Here is a 14175-nt window from a genome sequence, read left to right as displayed (position 1 = left end):
GAAGGACGCTCCTCCGGGCCGCAGCGCTCGGCACGCCGCGGCCGGTCTTCAGACCATGACCTCGAACGCGGCCTCCGCCGCGCCCTCCGGCCAATCGGCGGTCGGCGAACACGAACAGCTCCAGGCCCTGTACCGCACGGCCACGGACGAAGGCGGGCGGGTAACCCTGTACATGGGCGGCGACGCCCCCGGATTCTTCGACTTCATCCCTCAGGCCTTCCGTACACAGTTCCCCGGCATCCAGGTCAACACGATCACCGACCTGAGCAAGTACCACGACGCACGCATCGACAATCAACTCGTCACCGACAACCTGGTCGCCGACGTCGCAATCCTGCAGACCACACACGACTTCGACCGCTGGAAAGCCATGAGCCAACTCCTGCGGTATCGCCCCGTCGGCTGGGACCACGTGTTCGACAACGCCAAAGACCCCGATAGCCACTGGGCAAGCGCCTACTACGGCGTGTTCTCCCCAATCGTCGGCATCCATCGGTGCCTGCCGACCCGAGCGACTTCCGTGCCACAGACCTGCTCAGCCCCGTGTTCACCAACAAGATCGTCTCCACCTGGCCCAACGATGGCGACGCGGTGCTCTTCCAGTGCGAACCGGTCGACGCCAACACCGACTACGTCCTCCTGCACCAGGACCGGTATGGCCGGGGTTTGTCAGGCGGTGTGCGTGGGGTAGTCGGTGTAGCCAGCCTCGCCGCCGCCGTAGAAGGTCTCGGGATCGGGGGTGTTGAGGGGCGCGCCGGTGCGTACGCGCTCGACCAGGTCGGGATTGGCGAGGGCCCTCGTGCCGACGGTGATGACGTCGGCGATGCCGTCCTGGACGTCCTGGGCGCGGGTGGCGATATCGGTGCCGGCCCGGTTGAGGACGAGGGTGGTCGGCCACAGCTTGCGGAGGGCGTGCAGGGGTTCGTCGTCGCCGCCGTGGAGGACGTGCAGGTAGGCGAGGTTGAGGGGGGCGAGAGCGCGTACGAGGGCGGGGTACAGGTCGCGGGTGTCGCTCTCGGCGATGTCGTTGTAGGGGTTGCCGGGGGAGATCCGGATGCCGGTGCGGCCGGCGCCGATCTCGTCGGCCACGGCGGTGGCGATCTCGACGGCGAAGCGGATGCGGTTGTCGATGGAGCCGCCGTAGCGGTCGGTGCGCTGGTTGGTGTTGGTGGCGAGGAACTGGTGCGGGAGGTAGCCGTTGGCGCTGTGGATCTCGACGCCGTCGGCGCCGGCCGCGATGGCGGCCGCCGCCGCGCGGCGGTAGTCGTCGACCGTCGCGGCGACCTCCTCGGTGGACAGTTCGCGCGGTACCGGCATCTCCTGGAGGCCGGACGCGGTGAACATGTCGCCCTTCGGCTGGACCGCGGAGGGAGCGACCGGCTGCCCGTGGTGCGGGGTGTTGTCGGGGTGGGCGATGCGTCCGACGTGCATGAGCTGGATGACGATGCGTCCGTCGGCCTTGTGGACGGCGTCGGTGACCTTGCGCCAGCCCGCGATGTGTTCCTCCGTGTAGATGCCGGGGGTGAGCGTGTAGCCCTGGCCGTCGGCGTTGGGCTGAGTGCCCTCGGTGATGATGAGGGCGTGCGAGGCGCGCTGCGCGTAGTACTCGGCGTTCAGCTCGGTCGGGACGCCGTTCGGGGTGGACCGGCTCCGGGTCAGGGGGGCCATCGCCAGCCGGTGCGGCAGGGAGATCTCCCCAGCGACGATCGGGTTCCACAGGGCGTTGAGCATGGGTGTTTCCTCAGATCAAGCGTGAGTGGGGCTGCGGGGTGGCGGGCCTGCGCGAATTCCGTGTACGCGGTGACCGGCCTGATGGGCGCGGTGACCTTCCGCCATGGAAGGCGGACCGCGTGCCGGGGCAGTCGACGGTGCGCAGGAGCTTGCAGCACACATGACCGCCGCCAGTTGCAGTGCCGCGCCCTGGCTGTGTGTACGGGCAAGGGGAGGAGGCCGAGCGTGTCGGTCCTCCCCCACGCCGGCGGACGCATCGGCCGCGCGAAGCAGCGGCCGTGCCGTTGTCACAAAGGGACTCCCGCACCGGAGTCGGAGCGGAGGTCAGCCGCGGTAGCGCGCGGCCGGGACGCGCTGCGAGAGGTTCGGGACGAGCGCCTGACGCGCCTTCTCGAACGACTCCCAGTCGCTGATCTGGGGCAGCGACGGGATGGTGACGGGCTCCCCGGCGTCGAGGCCGGCGAGCGCCGCGTCGACGGCGTCGTCCGCGCTCATGATCCACTCGTCGGGGAACGCCCCTAGGTCGGCGCCAGAGCCGTCCCAGAACTCCGTGCGGACAGCGCCCGGCAGCACGGCCTGCACCACGACGGGGCTCTCGGCGAGTTCCTGCTGCAGGGCCTGGGTGAACGTCAGCACATAGCTCTTGGTACCGCTGTAGACGGCGCTGACGGGCAGGATGTTGAGAGCCAGGGCAGAGGAGATGTTCACGACGGTGCCGTGCCCGCGGGCCGTCAGGCCCGGCAGGACCGCGGTGGTCAGCCTGGTCAGCGAGGTCACGTTGAGGTTGATCAGCGCCTCGGAGGCCGCCGCGTCGGAGGTCGCCAGCGGCGTGAACAGCCCCCCGCCGGCGTTGTTGATCAGTACCTCGATGCTCTCGTCGGTCCGCAGACGCTCCTCGACCACGGCGATCTGCGCCGCATCGGTGAGGTCGGCGGTAACGACGTCCACCGCACGGCCCGTGCGGCTGCGGATGTCCGACGCCAGCGCCTCCAGCCGCGCGGTGTTCCGGGCCACCAGGATCAGGTCGTAGCCCCGGTCGGCAAGCCGCTGCGCGTAGGCGCTGCCCAGGCCGGCGGACGCACCGGTGACGACAGCGGTCTTGTTCTGCGTGGTCATGGGGGATCTCATTTCAGGGCTGGCGGATGAGTGGAGGGGCCAGAGCGTCGACCTCTCTTTAGATTACGATAGATATCTAAGAAGGTCCAGTCAACGGTCCCGACGCCGCCAGCCACCGCCCGCGGCCGGAGACTGCTCGACGTGCACGCGGGCTACGGAGTCAGCGGCCGCTCAGGTTCGGACGGAGACCCCGGGCACACGGTCACCGTGGACGGTTTCGTGAACTGCCCTCATGACGAGCACGCGGCCACGGCGAACGACACCCCTGCGGAGACCTGCATGTTGCATACATGCCGAGCACAGCGCAGCATGGGGCCACTTGTCACCCAGAGGCTGCATAGACTCCGTCGACCGCTGGGCATGCGCTTGACGAGATTCGTCTCGACACCTTCTCGCAACCGCACTCCGGAACGGATACATCGCACGGTCGGAAGCCGCTTCCGGTGCGGGCCCACGAACTCCTCGCCGCGCGACAGCAAGAGAGAGCCGCACCGAAAGAGGGCGCTGCGGCCGCCCGCCCGACACTTCGCGTACGATAGATACCCTTCACTATCTAACGTGTGCAGGTGACTGATGAGTCGCGTTTCGCAGGCACAAGCGCTCGAGAACCGCAGGCGCGCGGTCGCCGCGGCTTCCCAGCTCTTCCGGGAGCGCGGCGTGAACGGCATCAGCGTCGCCGATCTGATGAAGTCCATCGGGCTGACCACGGGCGGCTTCTACAAGCAGTTCCCCTCCAAGGAGGCCCTGGTGGCCGAGGCGGTCCAAGCCGCTTTCGGGGACCTTGACCTACTCCTCGCGGAGTTCGACACGACCCACGGCGATCACGACGCCGCGCGCGGCGCCCTCGTCGACTTCTACCTGTCGGCCGAGCACCGTGACCAGCCCGGCACCGGGTGCCCCACCGCGGGATTCGCAGGGGACATGGCTCGCGAGCCCACAGCCGGGGAGATGCGCGAAACCTACGCGGCCGGAGTCGAGCAATTCGCCGCATGGCTGTCCACCGACACCAACGACGGCCTTCCCATGGTGGCCACTCTGGTCGGCGCAATCCTGCTTGCCCGGACCACCGCGGACACCGAACTGTCGGAGAAGATCCTTAAGTCGACCCACAAAGCCCTGACCGCTCCACAAGGGCCTTGACCCGGAACCCTGAACACGGACTGTGCGGCTGGGGCCAAGGCCACGTGGTCAAGCAGTAGTCGGGCCCGTCAAGGCGGCCGGATTCCATGCGTCGGCACCCATCTTGCGGAGCCCCGCCGCTGTCGCCGTCCTGGCATCGGGCCGACGACTGCGCGAGACGGTCGACCGCGCCGTACTCGCGGCCGATGGCCGACTATCCGCATCCAGCGCGTCCGGCACCTGCAGGCCGAAGCTCGCGAGTTGGATGAGCCGTTCGTAGTCCGCGAAATCGAGCTAGGACTGACGGCGCGCGAAAAGGACTGCCCCTGGAACGCTGTCGTCGGGGTCGAGCAGGATCTGGGCCTCGACCGTGAACCCGGCATCGCGTAGCCAGGCCGCCACTTTGTCAGGCTGGCGGCGGTGGACGTAAACGTTCATCGGGTGACCGCCGTAGCCCTGCGTCTTCAGCCTTGACTGGTTGCCGACGTGAAAGCCGAGCAGAAGTGGTCCGCCGGGACGCAACACTCGCCGGAAGTGCCCGAAGACCGTGGGGACGGCATCGTCGGGGATGTGAATCAACGACCAGAAAGCGAGCAGGCCGGCGACCGAGGCATCGGTGAGGGCGAGGTCCGTCATCGAGTCCACTTCGAACCGCAGGCGAGGGTGGTCATGCCGAGCGACGTCGATCATCACGGGGGAAAGGTCGATGCCGAAAGCATCCACACCCAGCTCGTTGAGGTGAGCGGTGACGTGTCCGGGCCCGCAGCCCACGTCCGCCACCGGTCCGCCGCCAGCGGAGTGGACCAAGTCTGCGAACAACGTCAGAGTCGCCCGAAGATACGGTTTCTCGGCCAGAGCGTCGCGTATTTGGTCGGCATAGTTCACCGCGACAGTGTCGTAGGAGGTCCGGGTGTCTGCCAACCAGTCGTCCGTGTTCATCGGAATCCTTTCGTGGATACCCTCGGCTTTAGCCGGGGGAGGAAACGAAACCCCTGCGGAGCAGGGCAAGGAGCTGGGATTCGCCGCCAGGGCAGATCCCAGGGCCCTGACCCGCAGGTTTGATCTCCACCTGCCGTCTGGTTAGTTGTGGGCGTGGCGCGAACCATGTGAAGCGGGCGTTCAAGTACCGCTTCTATCCCAGTGATGCGCAGGCAGCGGAGCTGTCGCGCACGTTCGGGTGGGTGCGGAAGGTCTACGTCCTGGCGCTCGCCGCCCGCGCCGAGGCGTGGGCGCGCCAGGAGCGGGTCAACTACCACCAGACCTCGGCGATGCTGACGGCGTGGAAGAAGACCGAGGAGTTGGCGTTCCTGAACGATGTGTCGTCGGTGCCGTTGCAGCAGACGCTGCGGCACCTGCAGACCGCGTTCACCCACTTCTTCGGCAAGCGGGCGAAGTACCCGCGTTTCAAGTCGCGGAAGAAGTCGCGGAAGTCGGCGGAGTACACCACCAGGGGGTTCCGCTTCCGGGACGGCCGGATGACGCTGGCGAAGATGGCGGAGCCGCTGGACATCGTGTGGTCCCGGCCGCTGCCCGACGGCTCGAAGTCCTCCACGGTGACCGTGTCTCAGGATGCGGCCGGGCGCTGGTTCGTCTCGCTGCTGTGCGAGGACCCCCATGTCACACCGCTTCCCCACACGGATGCGGCAATCGGCATCGATGTCGGCCTCAACCACCTGCTGACCCTCTCCACCGGGGAGAAGATCGCCAACCCCCGGCACGAACGCCGCGACCGCGCCCGGCTCGCCAAGGCCCAGCGGGAGCTGTCCCGCAAGGCCAAGGGCGACGGTGCCAACCGCCGTAAAGCCCGGCGCAAGGTCGCCAAAATCCACGCCCGGATCGCCGACCGGCGCCGCGACCTGCTCCACAAGCTGACGACTCGGCTCGTGCGTGACAATCAAACGCTCGTGATCGAGGACCTGACCGTGCGCAACCTGGTCAAGAACCACACGCTCGCCCGGGCCATCTCGGACGCGAGCTGGGGCGAGTTCCGCTCGATGCTGGAGTACAAGGCCGCCTGGTACGGGCGGCAAGTGATCGCGGTGGACCGCTTCTTCCCCTCCTCCCGGATGTGCTCCGTCTGCGGCACTGTGCAAGACAGGATGCCGCTCAGCGTCCGTACGTGGACGTGCGCGTGCGGTGCGGCGCATGACCGGGACGTGAACGCGGCGAAGAATCTTCTGGCCGCCGGGCTGGCGGTGTCTGTCTGTGGAGCCGGTGTAAGACCTCAACGGAGTTCTCCGGGCGGGCAGTCGGCGGTGAAGCAGAAAACCCCACGGCGCGAGCCGTAGGAATCCCCCTCGTTCACGAGGGGGAGGAAGTCAACCGGAAGACCGCACGCACCTCGACCTCCTCCTTGACTCCGATCACGATCGGCTTCCCGCCGTTCACCGCGACCCGAGTGAAGGAGACCCCGCCCTCCGCCGCCCCAGCCGGCACCGCCGCCACCCCTGTGAACACGATCGCCGCTCCACCGGCCACCACCGCTCTCCATATCGTCGTCCCCATCCTCGAGCCCGCCCTTTCCCCTGCAGCCCGGACCGAGCGCGTAGGCGCATCGGCCGGAGATTCATCCTCGCGGCTGAAAGTCGGACAGGAGAGAACTGTGCGCGGTTGTACGCGACGCGGCGACGATTTGATCTCCACGGCATCGCCCTGGTCTGGCTCCTGGGACGGTGCCTGATGGCTTCACGGAGGATCCGGTGATCAGCCTTCCGCGTGCCTGCCTCCGCAGCGGAACAGGTGACCGTACGGCGCTGGACGTACTCGTCCAGGGCATCGAACGGGCCGGACTGCGGCCCGGTTACGACGTCGGTATCGCCATCGACATCGCGGCCACACAGTTCCAGCGGGAGGACGGGGCCTGCCGGCTCGCCGCCGAGGACCGGGAGCTGACCTCAACGGCGCTGGTCGAGGAACTGGCCGCCTGGTGCGCCGGTTACCCGATCGTCTCCCTGGAGGACGCCCCTGGCCGAGGACGACTGGGACGGGTGGTCACTGACCAGCAAGCGGCTCGCAGGCCGGTAGCTGCTGGGGGACGACCTCTTCGTCACCGACCTGGACCGACTCGGCCGCGGCGTCACCCAGAGGGTCGCGAACGCCGTACTGGTCAAGCCCAACCAGACCGGCGCGCTGGACACCGCCCGCACCGTCGTTGGTCAGGCCCACGCCGCCGGTTACGGGACCGTCCTGTCCGCCCGGTCCGGCGAAACCGAGGACGACCGGCCCGCGGATCTGGCGGTCGGCTGCCGCACCGGCCAGATCAAGGTCTGCTCCACCGCACGCTCCGAGCGCACCACCAAGTGGAGCCGCCTGCTGCGCATCGAGGCCGAACTGGGTGCCCGCGCGGAATACGCCGGGGCGGAGGCGCTTGCCATGCCAAGCAGCCATGACACCCGCTCTGAGCCCCTTCTCCCCCCTCACCGTTTCAGCCGTCCCGGAACAGGTCTGCCCAACGAGACAGGCCCCCGTCTCCCCACCTCGGACTCGCCCGAGAGCCAGCGGCCGTCAAGGAGTGCCGCGTTGACCGTCCAGATCGACCCATCGAACCCCGAAGCCGCGATAGCCGCGGCGACCGAGCGCTTCTCCAACTAGGCGCTGGGGCGCCGACGACGTGCTCGACACCCTCAACTTCCTGGACGAGGCCAAGCGCCGGGAGGCCGCCGCGCTGGTCCGACGCGGCTCAGCTTCTCCCCGTCCCAGCACCCCTGGGCCCCGCCGATCTTACGAATGCCCAGATCGAACCCAACAGCCAAGAAAGTAGGGCGTCCTTCGCGAGCCGACAAGTCGTCGGTTCGCGAAGGACGCCTCTCCGTAGCGATGAGGGCTTTAAGGCTTGAGCACCGCCAGTACATCGTCGAGCGAAGCGTTGTCGGGGTCACTCATATCGAGACCATCGAACGCCTGCCAGACATAGGACGCCGTCCCGCGCTCCCGCAGCGGATGCAAGTCGGCCAAGTCCGGATCGTCCCGGAAGCTGTTGAACGCCTCTTCGGACTCCCATTCAACGACAAACAGAACCTGCCGTGGCGCGAGGTCACCGGCTACGCTGTCCCGGAAACGGCCAAACGCCACCATTCGACCACCATATTGCGGAGCCACTTCGGGCAAACGGCGGAAATACGCAAGGTACTTCTCCACGTCGACCACGTCGAACATATTCAGGGCGTAAAACTTCTTCTTCTGCGAATTCGCACTCACTGCCAATACCCTCTTCGGTCTCAGGAAACTGGTGTTCGCTGCTCTAGGCGGGCTCGGTGCACCGGCACCAGGACGCCGGCATTGTTGATGATGATGTTGACGTCGGTCGCGATTTGCGCCACCTCAGAGACTGACCGCGAGGGACGCACTTCCAGCGCTCGGGTGCAGACAGAGGTCTCGGGGATCCGAGCATGCTGCCCTTCGCTGTCGCGCGGGGAAGCCATCCGTACTCCTAATAATGGAGGTTCGGGACTTACCCGCCTCCGCGCGAAAAACCGATCGGTTTCCGTCCATCGTAAACCGATCGGTTTTATCCCGCAAGTCCGAGCGGCGGGGGCCGTTCAGTGGGCCCCGATGTCCGCGCGACCTGACTGTTCGTGGCTGGTGCGTGGTTGACACTCCGGCAGCGCCCGGCCGCATCCTGCGACACGGTCACCGTCGAGGGCTTCGCCCCGTCGGGCAGCGGCCAAGACCACACGATGTCCAGCGGCTGCGCCATCTTCGCCAGCGTCAGCCGGCCGTCCCGGAAACGGAACCGCTGGTGGTGTACTCCGCCGGCTTCCGCGACCTCTTCCGCGACTTGAAACGCGGATACCGCGCCCGCTTGCCGAAGAAGTGGGTGAACGCAGTCTGCAAATGCCGCAGCGTCTGCTGCAACGGCACCGACGACACATCGTTCAGGAACGCCAGCTCCTCGGTCTTCTTCCACGCCGTCAACATCGCCGACGTGGCGTTGTAGTTGACCCGCTCCTTGCGCGCCCACGCCTCAATACGGGCGGCGAGCGCCAGGTTGTAGACCTTCCGCACACACCCGAACCCGCGCGACAACTCCGCTGCCTGTACATCACTCGGATAGAAGCGGTACTTGAGAGCCCGCTTCACATGAGTCGCGGCCACGCGCCCACAAACTAACCAGACCGCAGGTGAAGATCAAACCTGCGGGTCAGGGCACTGGGATCCGCCCTGGCCGCGAATCCCAGCTCCTTGCCCTGCTCCGCAGCGATTTCGTTTCCTCCCCCGGCTGAAGCCGAGGGTATCCACGAAAGGATTCCGATGACCGGATACGGCGACGGACCGGCCGTAAGCGGTATCTGTCGGCTTCGAGGCGACGGGCCAGGGCGCCGGTGTCGGTGCTGTCCCGAGCTGTCCTCGCGGCGGTGGTGGAAGGGACGGCCGCGTCAGCGCCGCTGGAAGGCGCGGTTCAGGACGTCGAGGGTGACCGCCAGCCCGAGCCGGTGCCCGTGCTCGGAGGCGAAGCGGTAATGCACGCCGGCCCAGATTCGCGCCTCCCGGAGTTCGGCTGTCGCCGCCTGAAGGCTGTCGTAGTGGCGGGTCGTGCCGGAGGCGGGGCTGTACGCGGCGAACGTGAGGTCGTCACGGCCGAAGAACGACCCCAGGGCCGTCATGACCGCCGTGGTGAAGCAGGCATGGCCCGACGGGTACTCCGGCGACGGGGCGGTGACCCGCAGCGGCGTCCAGTCCGGGTCGGGATCGGTGGCCGCGTTGCCGTCGGTGCCGGCGAGCGGAATGGCCGTCACCGGGCGCCAGAAGTTCCAGTGCGCCTTGGCCTTGTAGCAGGCGATCAGGGTGTCGGCGGAGGCCACGTACACCATGGCGAGCAGCCGGGCCGTCCGGAGGCTGCTGAGGCGGCGCGCGTCGGCGAGTTGCCGGGTGATCGACCATTCGACCATCCGGGGGTCGTCCCACCAGATCGCCGCCTCGGTCTGGTCCTCGGTGCGGACAGTACTGGTAGCCGCGCCGAGGCTCTTGACCTCGTTGAGGTCGCGGGCCCAGGCGGCGCCGGTCAGGGTCGGCGGGGGCTTGACCCGGTAGGCGCCGGCGTCGGGGACGACGAACGGCTTCAGGTTCGGCACCCAGGCGCCGACGTTGACGTAGCCGGGCGGGGTGAGCCGGTATTCGCCCGGTTCGGTGCCGACGGTCCACGGCGCGGTGGGGTCGAAGCCGTCGTCACGGCGGCTCTCGGTCATCGCCGCGGCGGCGGCCCTGCCGACGGCCACCCCGCCGTCCTCGGCGCGGCCGTCGGGGATCGCGGCCAGCGCCTCGTCGTACCGGGCGTTCAGCGACTCGGCCTGCCCGGGGAAGAGCCACAGCAGCGTGTCGTGGGTGGCCGCGGCCACCGCCGCGGCGGTGGAGTCCCCGGGGCGGCTGCGGGGCGCGCTGACCAGGGGCTCGTACGGACGGCCGGCGACGGCGTTGACCGCGTCGTACACGGCGCCCTGCACGATGGCGAAGCTGCGGGTGCTGGTGGTGGGCGACTGCTTGGCGGTGTCGTAAATGGCGGTCTGGGCATGGATGTTCCAGGCGATGACGGGATTGCCCGGGGCGGCCTCCACGCCGCTGTGTGCCTCGGCGGTGGTGGCCGTCAGTGGGACGGTCAGGGCGAGTACGGTGAGGACCGCGATACGGCGTAACCCTCTGAATGATCCGGCGAGCGGGCGTTGTGTCACGAGACCCCCATGGGCTTGTCGGTGACAGATTGTCCGAGCCTATAGGCGGGGGTCAGTTTTGTCGTTACATCGACAATCATCGACAATCCGACGGGGTTCACACCCGGATGTCCGTGCCCTGGACCTGCTGGCCTGGATGCCGATGCTCGCCCTCACCGGCAAGACCCGCGGCTTCCGGGACAACATCGGGCTCCGGGGTGAACCGAAGGCTACGACGGGCGTCGGGACGATCGCCCGGACTGCGCCGCAGAGGGCGCGACAGAGGCTGTTGGCAGAACTCCCCGTCGCGAGGGGAGCTCACCCCGGCCTGACGGACGGTTCGGGTCAGCCGGTGACCGTGAGCCGGATGTTGCCGATCCGCCCCATCCGGTCGAAGGAGACAACGGCGGCGTTCCCGGTCGGCAGATCGGCGATCAGCCGGTCGCCTTCCACGCGCTGCGGCACCCCGTGATGCTCGAAGTACCCCGTGACGGCCTGTCGCGGCGAACGCCCGATGAGTGAGACCCCGGCCATGAGCACGCGCGGCAGGGCGACCGGATCGAGCTGGGCGCTCGGCACCTTCGGGTCGTCTGGCAGGAAGTACACCTGGGTGCCGGGCCCGGCGGGCTGCCCGATGTACCCGGGAGTGTTGGCTACCCCCATCCCCGCGAAGGCCAGCATCTCGGCGGCCCGCCGAGGATCGTCGAATCCGGACAGATCGAGTTCCTCAGCGGTGAACTCAGGAATCCCGTGCGCCTGCCCGTACCGTGCCACGGCAGCGGACAACGCCACAACCTCACTCCCGCCGAGCCCCGGATTTGCCCAGCCCCACAGCCAGGAACCCCCCTCCATGTCGTACGTCCCAAGGACACCGACCCGTAGCTGCACCTCCCCCTGCTGGTACGAACACGTCGCCAGATCCGCGCTCCACGGCGCCTCGGGCAGGAACTCCATGAGTGCCTCGAGCTGAGCGGCGCCCCACACGGAGTGCCGTTCTGCCTCGAGCAGGAACTGGTCGCTGAATCCCATTGTCATGATCGTGAGCGTAGGGGGCAGACCCAACGACGGGTAACCCGGGCACCGTTCCCCCCCGTTACCGTCTACATTGGCTCCGCGATGGGACCTCCGGCCTTCGGGTCCGGTATGACTTCCCCCCTTGTTGTTGGTGATCTGCGGGGGTGTCACCGGGCCCGGAGGCATCGGCGGGCCGCTGATGAAGGGCTTGAGCACCGGCTTCACCCGAGCCGGAAGAGCTCTCCGTAACGTGGGCGTGGCAGCTCGCTGCCACGGCAAGGCCGGACGAAAGCCCGTCCGTAGCTGGCCGGGGTGCGACAGAGCGGGACGTCGTTGGGCTGCCAAAGCAGCGAAGGCACAGCGACGTTGGGCAGGATGACGGCAGCGATCACGATGTGGCGGGCGTGCGGCTGACCATCGACACCGAGTCCGACAGTTATGAGGAAGCGATTGCCGCGGTGCAGGCCGCCTACGGGCTACGGCCCGTGACCCCACCCGACTGGCCAGAGGCCCCCGCGGTGGAGCCCCGACCCGGACCGCGCGGGCCTTGGCCTCCGGCACGGGCCAGCGGGCCTCCGCTCCCGGCGCGCAGGCGGTCACCAGGGCCGCGCTCCTGTCGGCGACGAACCGCAGGGACCTGGCAGTTGCGTGCCCGCCGGGCGATGCACGGACCCACTTCCCGGCATCAGCCACTGTCGTCACAGTGACGTGACGTCCGTGCGCCGACGGTCGTGTTTGAAGGGCAGCGCGGTGACGGTTGCCCTGATCTCGCGCTGGGGTGTGCCCGGACCGCCCCAGAGCACGGCCACCTCGGTTCCCGGGGCGGCGGACGCCTGCTCGATGACGCAGAGCGAGATGGTCTGCCGCAGGTTCGCGCTGATCGTCCGTCCTGTGGCCACCCCTATGGGAGTGCCGTTCCTGAGGACCTGGTCGAAGTGGGGACCGCGCCCTCGAGGGATTTCCATCTGGTCGGGCGCTTCATCCTCCTCCAGGAGCGAGGTGAGTACCCCGGCCACGTCCCGCTTGTCCCAGACCAGACCCATGAGAGTGCGCCCGGGACCGCCGTCGCGGGCGTCCTTCACGAGTGCGTCGCGCCCGAGAAAGTCACGCTCGGGAACACCCTTGCGGAATCCCCATCCCAGTTCGTCCGGCTTGCGGAAGTAGTCGGTGACACCGTTCGTGGGTACGAAGCTGCCCGTGGGCACGCCCCTGCGAAACTGCCGGGGTGCGCCGGGCGAGAGGATGGCGGCGGGCAGATAGTCGAGGCCGTTGGTCGCGATGCCGGCTTCGATGTGCTGCACGGGCTGCGAGCGCAGGCCCAGTTGCTTGATCCCGAACTGCAGGCCGCTTTGCACGATCGCCGCCCAGATGTCGTTCGCATGCTCCGCCGGTCCGTGGAGTTCGTAGCCGAGTTCTCCTGAGATGCCCGTACGGAGCACGCGTACCGGCACTCCGGAGACCTGCGCCATCCTGCTGCGGCTGAACCCGATGTCGCTCAAGGGCTCGCCGGTGGCCTTCTCCACGGTGTGCAGGGACGCCGGTCCCTGGATGCCGAAGATGAACCGGTCGGGGCTGATGTCGACCGCCTCGGCGTCCCAGTCGCCCTGGCTGAACTGCCAGAGCAGCCAGTCGCAGCTGCCCGCGGTGTAGACGAACTCCTCCACGCCGAGCCGGCACAGGATACCTTCGGAAGCCACCCAGCCGTTCTCGTCCAGCTGTACGTGGTGCTTGATCTGGCCGATGTCGAAACGCGCGAGGTTCCGCATGCCCAGCCGGCCGAGAAACCCGAGAGCTTGGCGCCCCCGTACGAGGACCTTGTGCAGGGAGCTCCAGTCGCCGACGTAACACGACTCGACGTGTGCGGTGGTCTCCTCCACCCATCCCGCGTATTCCGTGGGGATCAGCATCTGCGCGAAGCGGCTGAGCGAGCCGTGGGTGTTGGCGATGTCCTGGGCAGCGGCAGCAGGGCTGAACAACGGCGGGCGCTCGGTGACGAACGGTGCCTCGAATCCCAGCCGAAGGGTCGTCTCGTAAGTGCTGCGCTGATGAGCGGTCAGGTCCATTCTCGGCTCCAAGTTCTGCGCACGATCCGCCCTTCGGTCATGGCGGCACGAAGGGGTGGTGCGATGGCTGCGACGCCGCATGCGTCCTTCGTCGCCGTGATGGGCTGAAGCATGGGCCGCCGGAGATTCACAGTGATCGCGTGGTTCCAACAGGCGTCGCTAGATCGTTTTAGTGGACGGTAGCAGGTGACTGTCGACGATTTCGAGACCCGTGCGGGGAGAATTTCAGCGCGGATCCTCACCCGCACCGAGGCGGGCGAGGGCGACTCAGCGGGTGCGGCGGCAAGGCAGCGGAAGGCGCAGGAGGTCGGGCCCCACGAGCATCGAGCCGCCGAAATCGGCGCGGGCGAATGCCAGGGCTCTTCCGCATACGCGGGCCTCCTGAGACGGGGACCAAGCACACTGGCCCCGGCCGGCCAGTGACTACCCCACTCGACGGGAGACACCGTCGTGCCTGGACGCCGGGGCGGAGTTCGTACTCGCCAGGG

Annotated in this window: 11 protein-coding genes and 3 pseudogenes; 5 read left to right on the top strand and 9 right to left on the bottom strand. The window is 68.0% G+C overall.

From position 1 onward, the window contains the following. The first annotated feature begins 55 nt into the window (after positions 1-55). The gene (locus tag OG252_RS50530; protein WP_329344917.1) at positions 56-691 is read left to right on the top strand and encodes a hypothetical protein; all 636 of its coding nucleotides are present in this window, start codon (positions 56-58) and stop codon (positions 689-691) included. Here OG252_RS50530 and OG252_RS50525 read toward each other — a convergent pair. Beyond that, positions 670-1731: an alkene reductase gene (locus tag OG252_RS50525; protein ID WP_329344916.1), complete on the bottom strand. Its 1062-nt coding sequence runs from the start codon at positions 1729-1731 to the stop codon at positions 670-672. The two genes, OG252_RS50530 and OG252_RS50525, sit on opposite strands and share 22 nt — an antisense overlap. Positions 1732-2055: 324 nt before the next feature. Beyond that, positions 2056-2847, bottom strand: coding sequence for an SDR family NAD(P)-dependent oxidoreductase (locus OG252_RS50520; RefSeq protein ID WP_329344915.1), 792 nt, complete (start codon positions 2845-2847; stop codon positions 2056-2058). A gap of 573 nt (positions 2848-3420) precedes the next feature. Between OG252_RS50520 and OG252_RS50515 the strand changes: the two genes are divergently transcribed. Continuing rightward, entirely contained in the window at positions 3421-3987 is a 567-nt protein-coding gene (locus tag OG252_RS50515; RefSeq protein WP_329344914.1) for a TetR/AcrR family transcriptional regulator, read from the top strand. A gap of 273 nt (positions 3988-4260) precedes the next feature. Here OG252_RS50515 and OG252_RS50510 read toward each other — a convergent pair whose 3' ends face one another. Continuing rightward, positions 4261-4905, bottom strand: a complete 645-nt coding sequence (locus tag OG252_RS50510; protein ID WP_266447364.1) for a class I SAM-dependent methyltransferase — start codon at positions 4903-4905, stop codon at positions 4261-4263. A gap of 119 nt (positions 4906-5024) precedes the next feature. Between OG252_RS50510 and OG252_RS50505 the strand changes: the two genes are divergently transcribed. Then, positions 5025-6254, top strand: coding sequence for an RNA-guided endonuclease InsQ/TnpB family protein (locus OG252_RS50505; RefSeq protein WP_329344913.1), 1230 nt, complete (start codon positions 5025-5027; stop codon positions 6252-6254). 25 nt (positions 6255-6279) lie between these two features. Here OG252_RS50505 and OG252_RS50500 read toward each other — a convergent pair. Then, positions 6280-6471 (bottom strand): annotated as a pseudogene (locus OG252_RS50500) (hypothetical protein); the annotation flags it as partial. Between the two features lie 167 nt (positions 6472-6638). Here OG252_RS50500 and OG252_RS52550 point away from each other — a divergent pair. Together OG252_RS52550 and OG252_RS52545 are read left to right on the top strand one after the other, a co-directional pair. Then, positions 6639-6869, top strand: a pseudogene (locus OG252_RS52550) (hypothetical protein); the annotation flags it as partial. A 121-nt stretch (positions 6870-6990) separates the two neighbouring features. Then, positions 6991-7557 carry a hypothetical protein gene (locus OG252_RS52545; RefSeq protein ID WP_425587767.1) on the top strand — a complete coding sequence of 189 codons (567 nt, stop codon included), beginning with the start codon at positions 6991-6993 and terminating at the stop codon, positions 7555-7557. Positions 7558-7791: 234 nt separating this feature from the next. On the opposite strand, the gene OG252_RS50485 is transcribed toward OG252_RS52545, so the two are convergent. The 5 genes and pseudogenes from OG252_RS50485 to OG252_RS50465 form a co-directional block, all read right to left on the bottom strand. After that, a complete protein-coding gene (locus OG252_RS50485; protein WP_329344911.1) occupies positions 7792-8163 on the bottom strand; it encodes a DUF1330 domain-containing protein in 372 nt (123 codons plus the stop codon). A gap of 364 nt (positions 8164-8527) precedes the next feature. Continuing rightward, a pseudogene (locus OG252_RS50480) lies at positions 8528-9060 on the bottom strand (RNA-guided endonuclease InsQ/TnpB family protein); the annotation flags it as partial. A 281-nt stretch (positions 9061-9341) separates the two neighbouring features. Next, positions 9342-10631 (bottom strand): vanadium-dependent haloperoxidase, encoded by a 1290-nt coding sequence (locus tag OG252_RS50475; protein WP_266447353.1) that lies wholly within the window; start codon positions 10629-10631, stop codon positions 9342-9344. Positions 10632-10955: 324 nt separating this feature from the next. After that, entirely contained in the window at positions 10956-11645 is a 690-nt protein-coding gene (locus OG252_RS50470; protein WP_266447351.1) for a DUF6882 domain-containing protein, read from the bottom strand. A gap of 677 nt (positions 11646-12322) precedes the next feature. Continuing rightward, positions 12323-13687 (bottom strand): aminomethyl transferase family protein, encoded by a 1365-nt coding sequence (locus tag OG252_RS50465; protein ID WP_329344910.1) that lies wholly within the window; start codon positions 13685-13687, stop codon positions 12323-12325. Positions 13688-14175 lie beyond the last annotated feature (488 nt).

The organism is Streptomyces sp. NBC_01352, assembly GCF_036237295.1.
GTDB classification, from domain to species: Bacteria; Actinomycetota; Actinomycetes; order Streptomycetales; family Streptomycetaceae; genus Streptomyces; species Streptomyces plumbiresistens.
The sequence above is the reverse complement of the archived record's forward strand: the minus strand, read 5'-3'. Positions and strand labels throughout refer to the sequence as shown.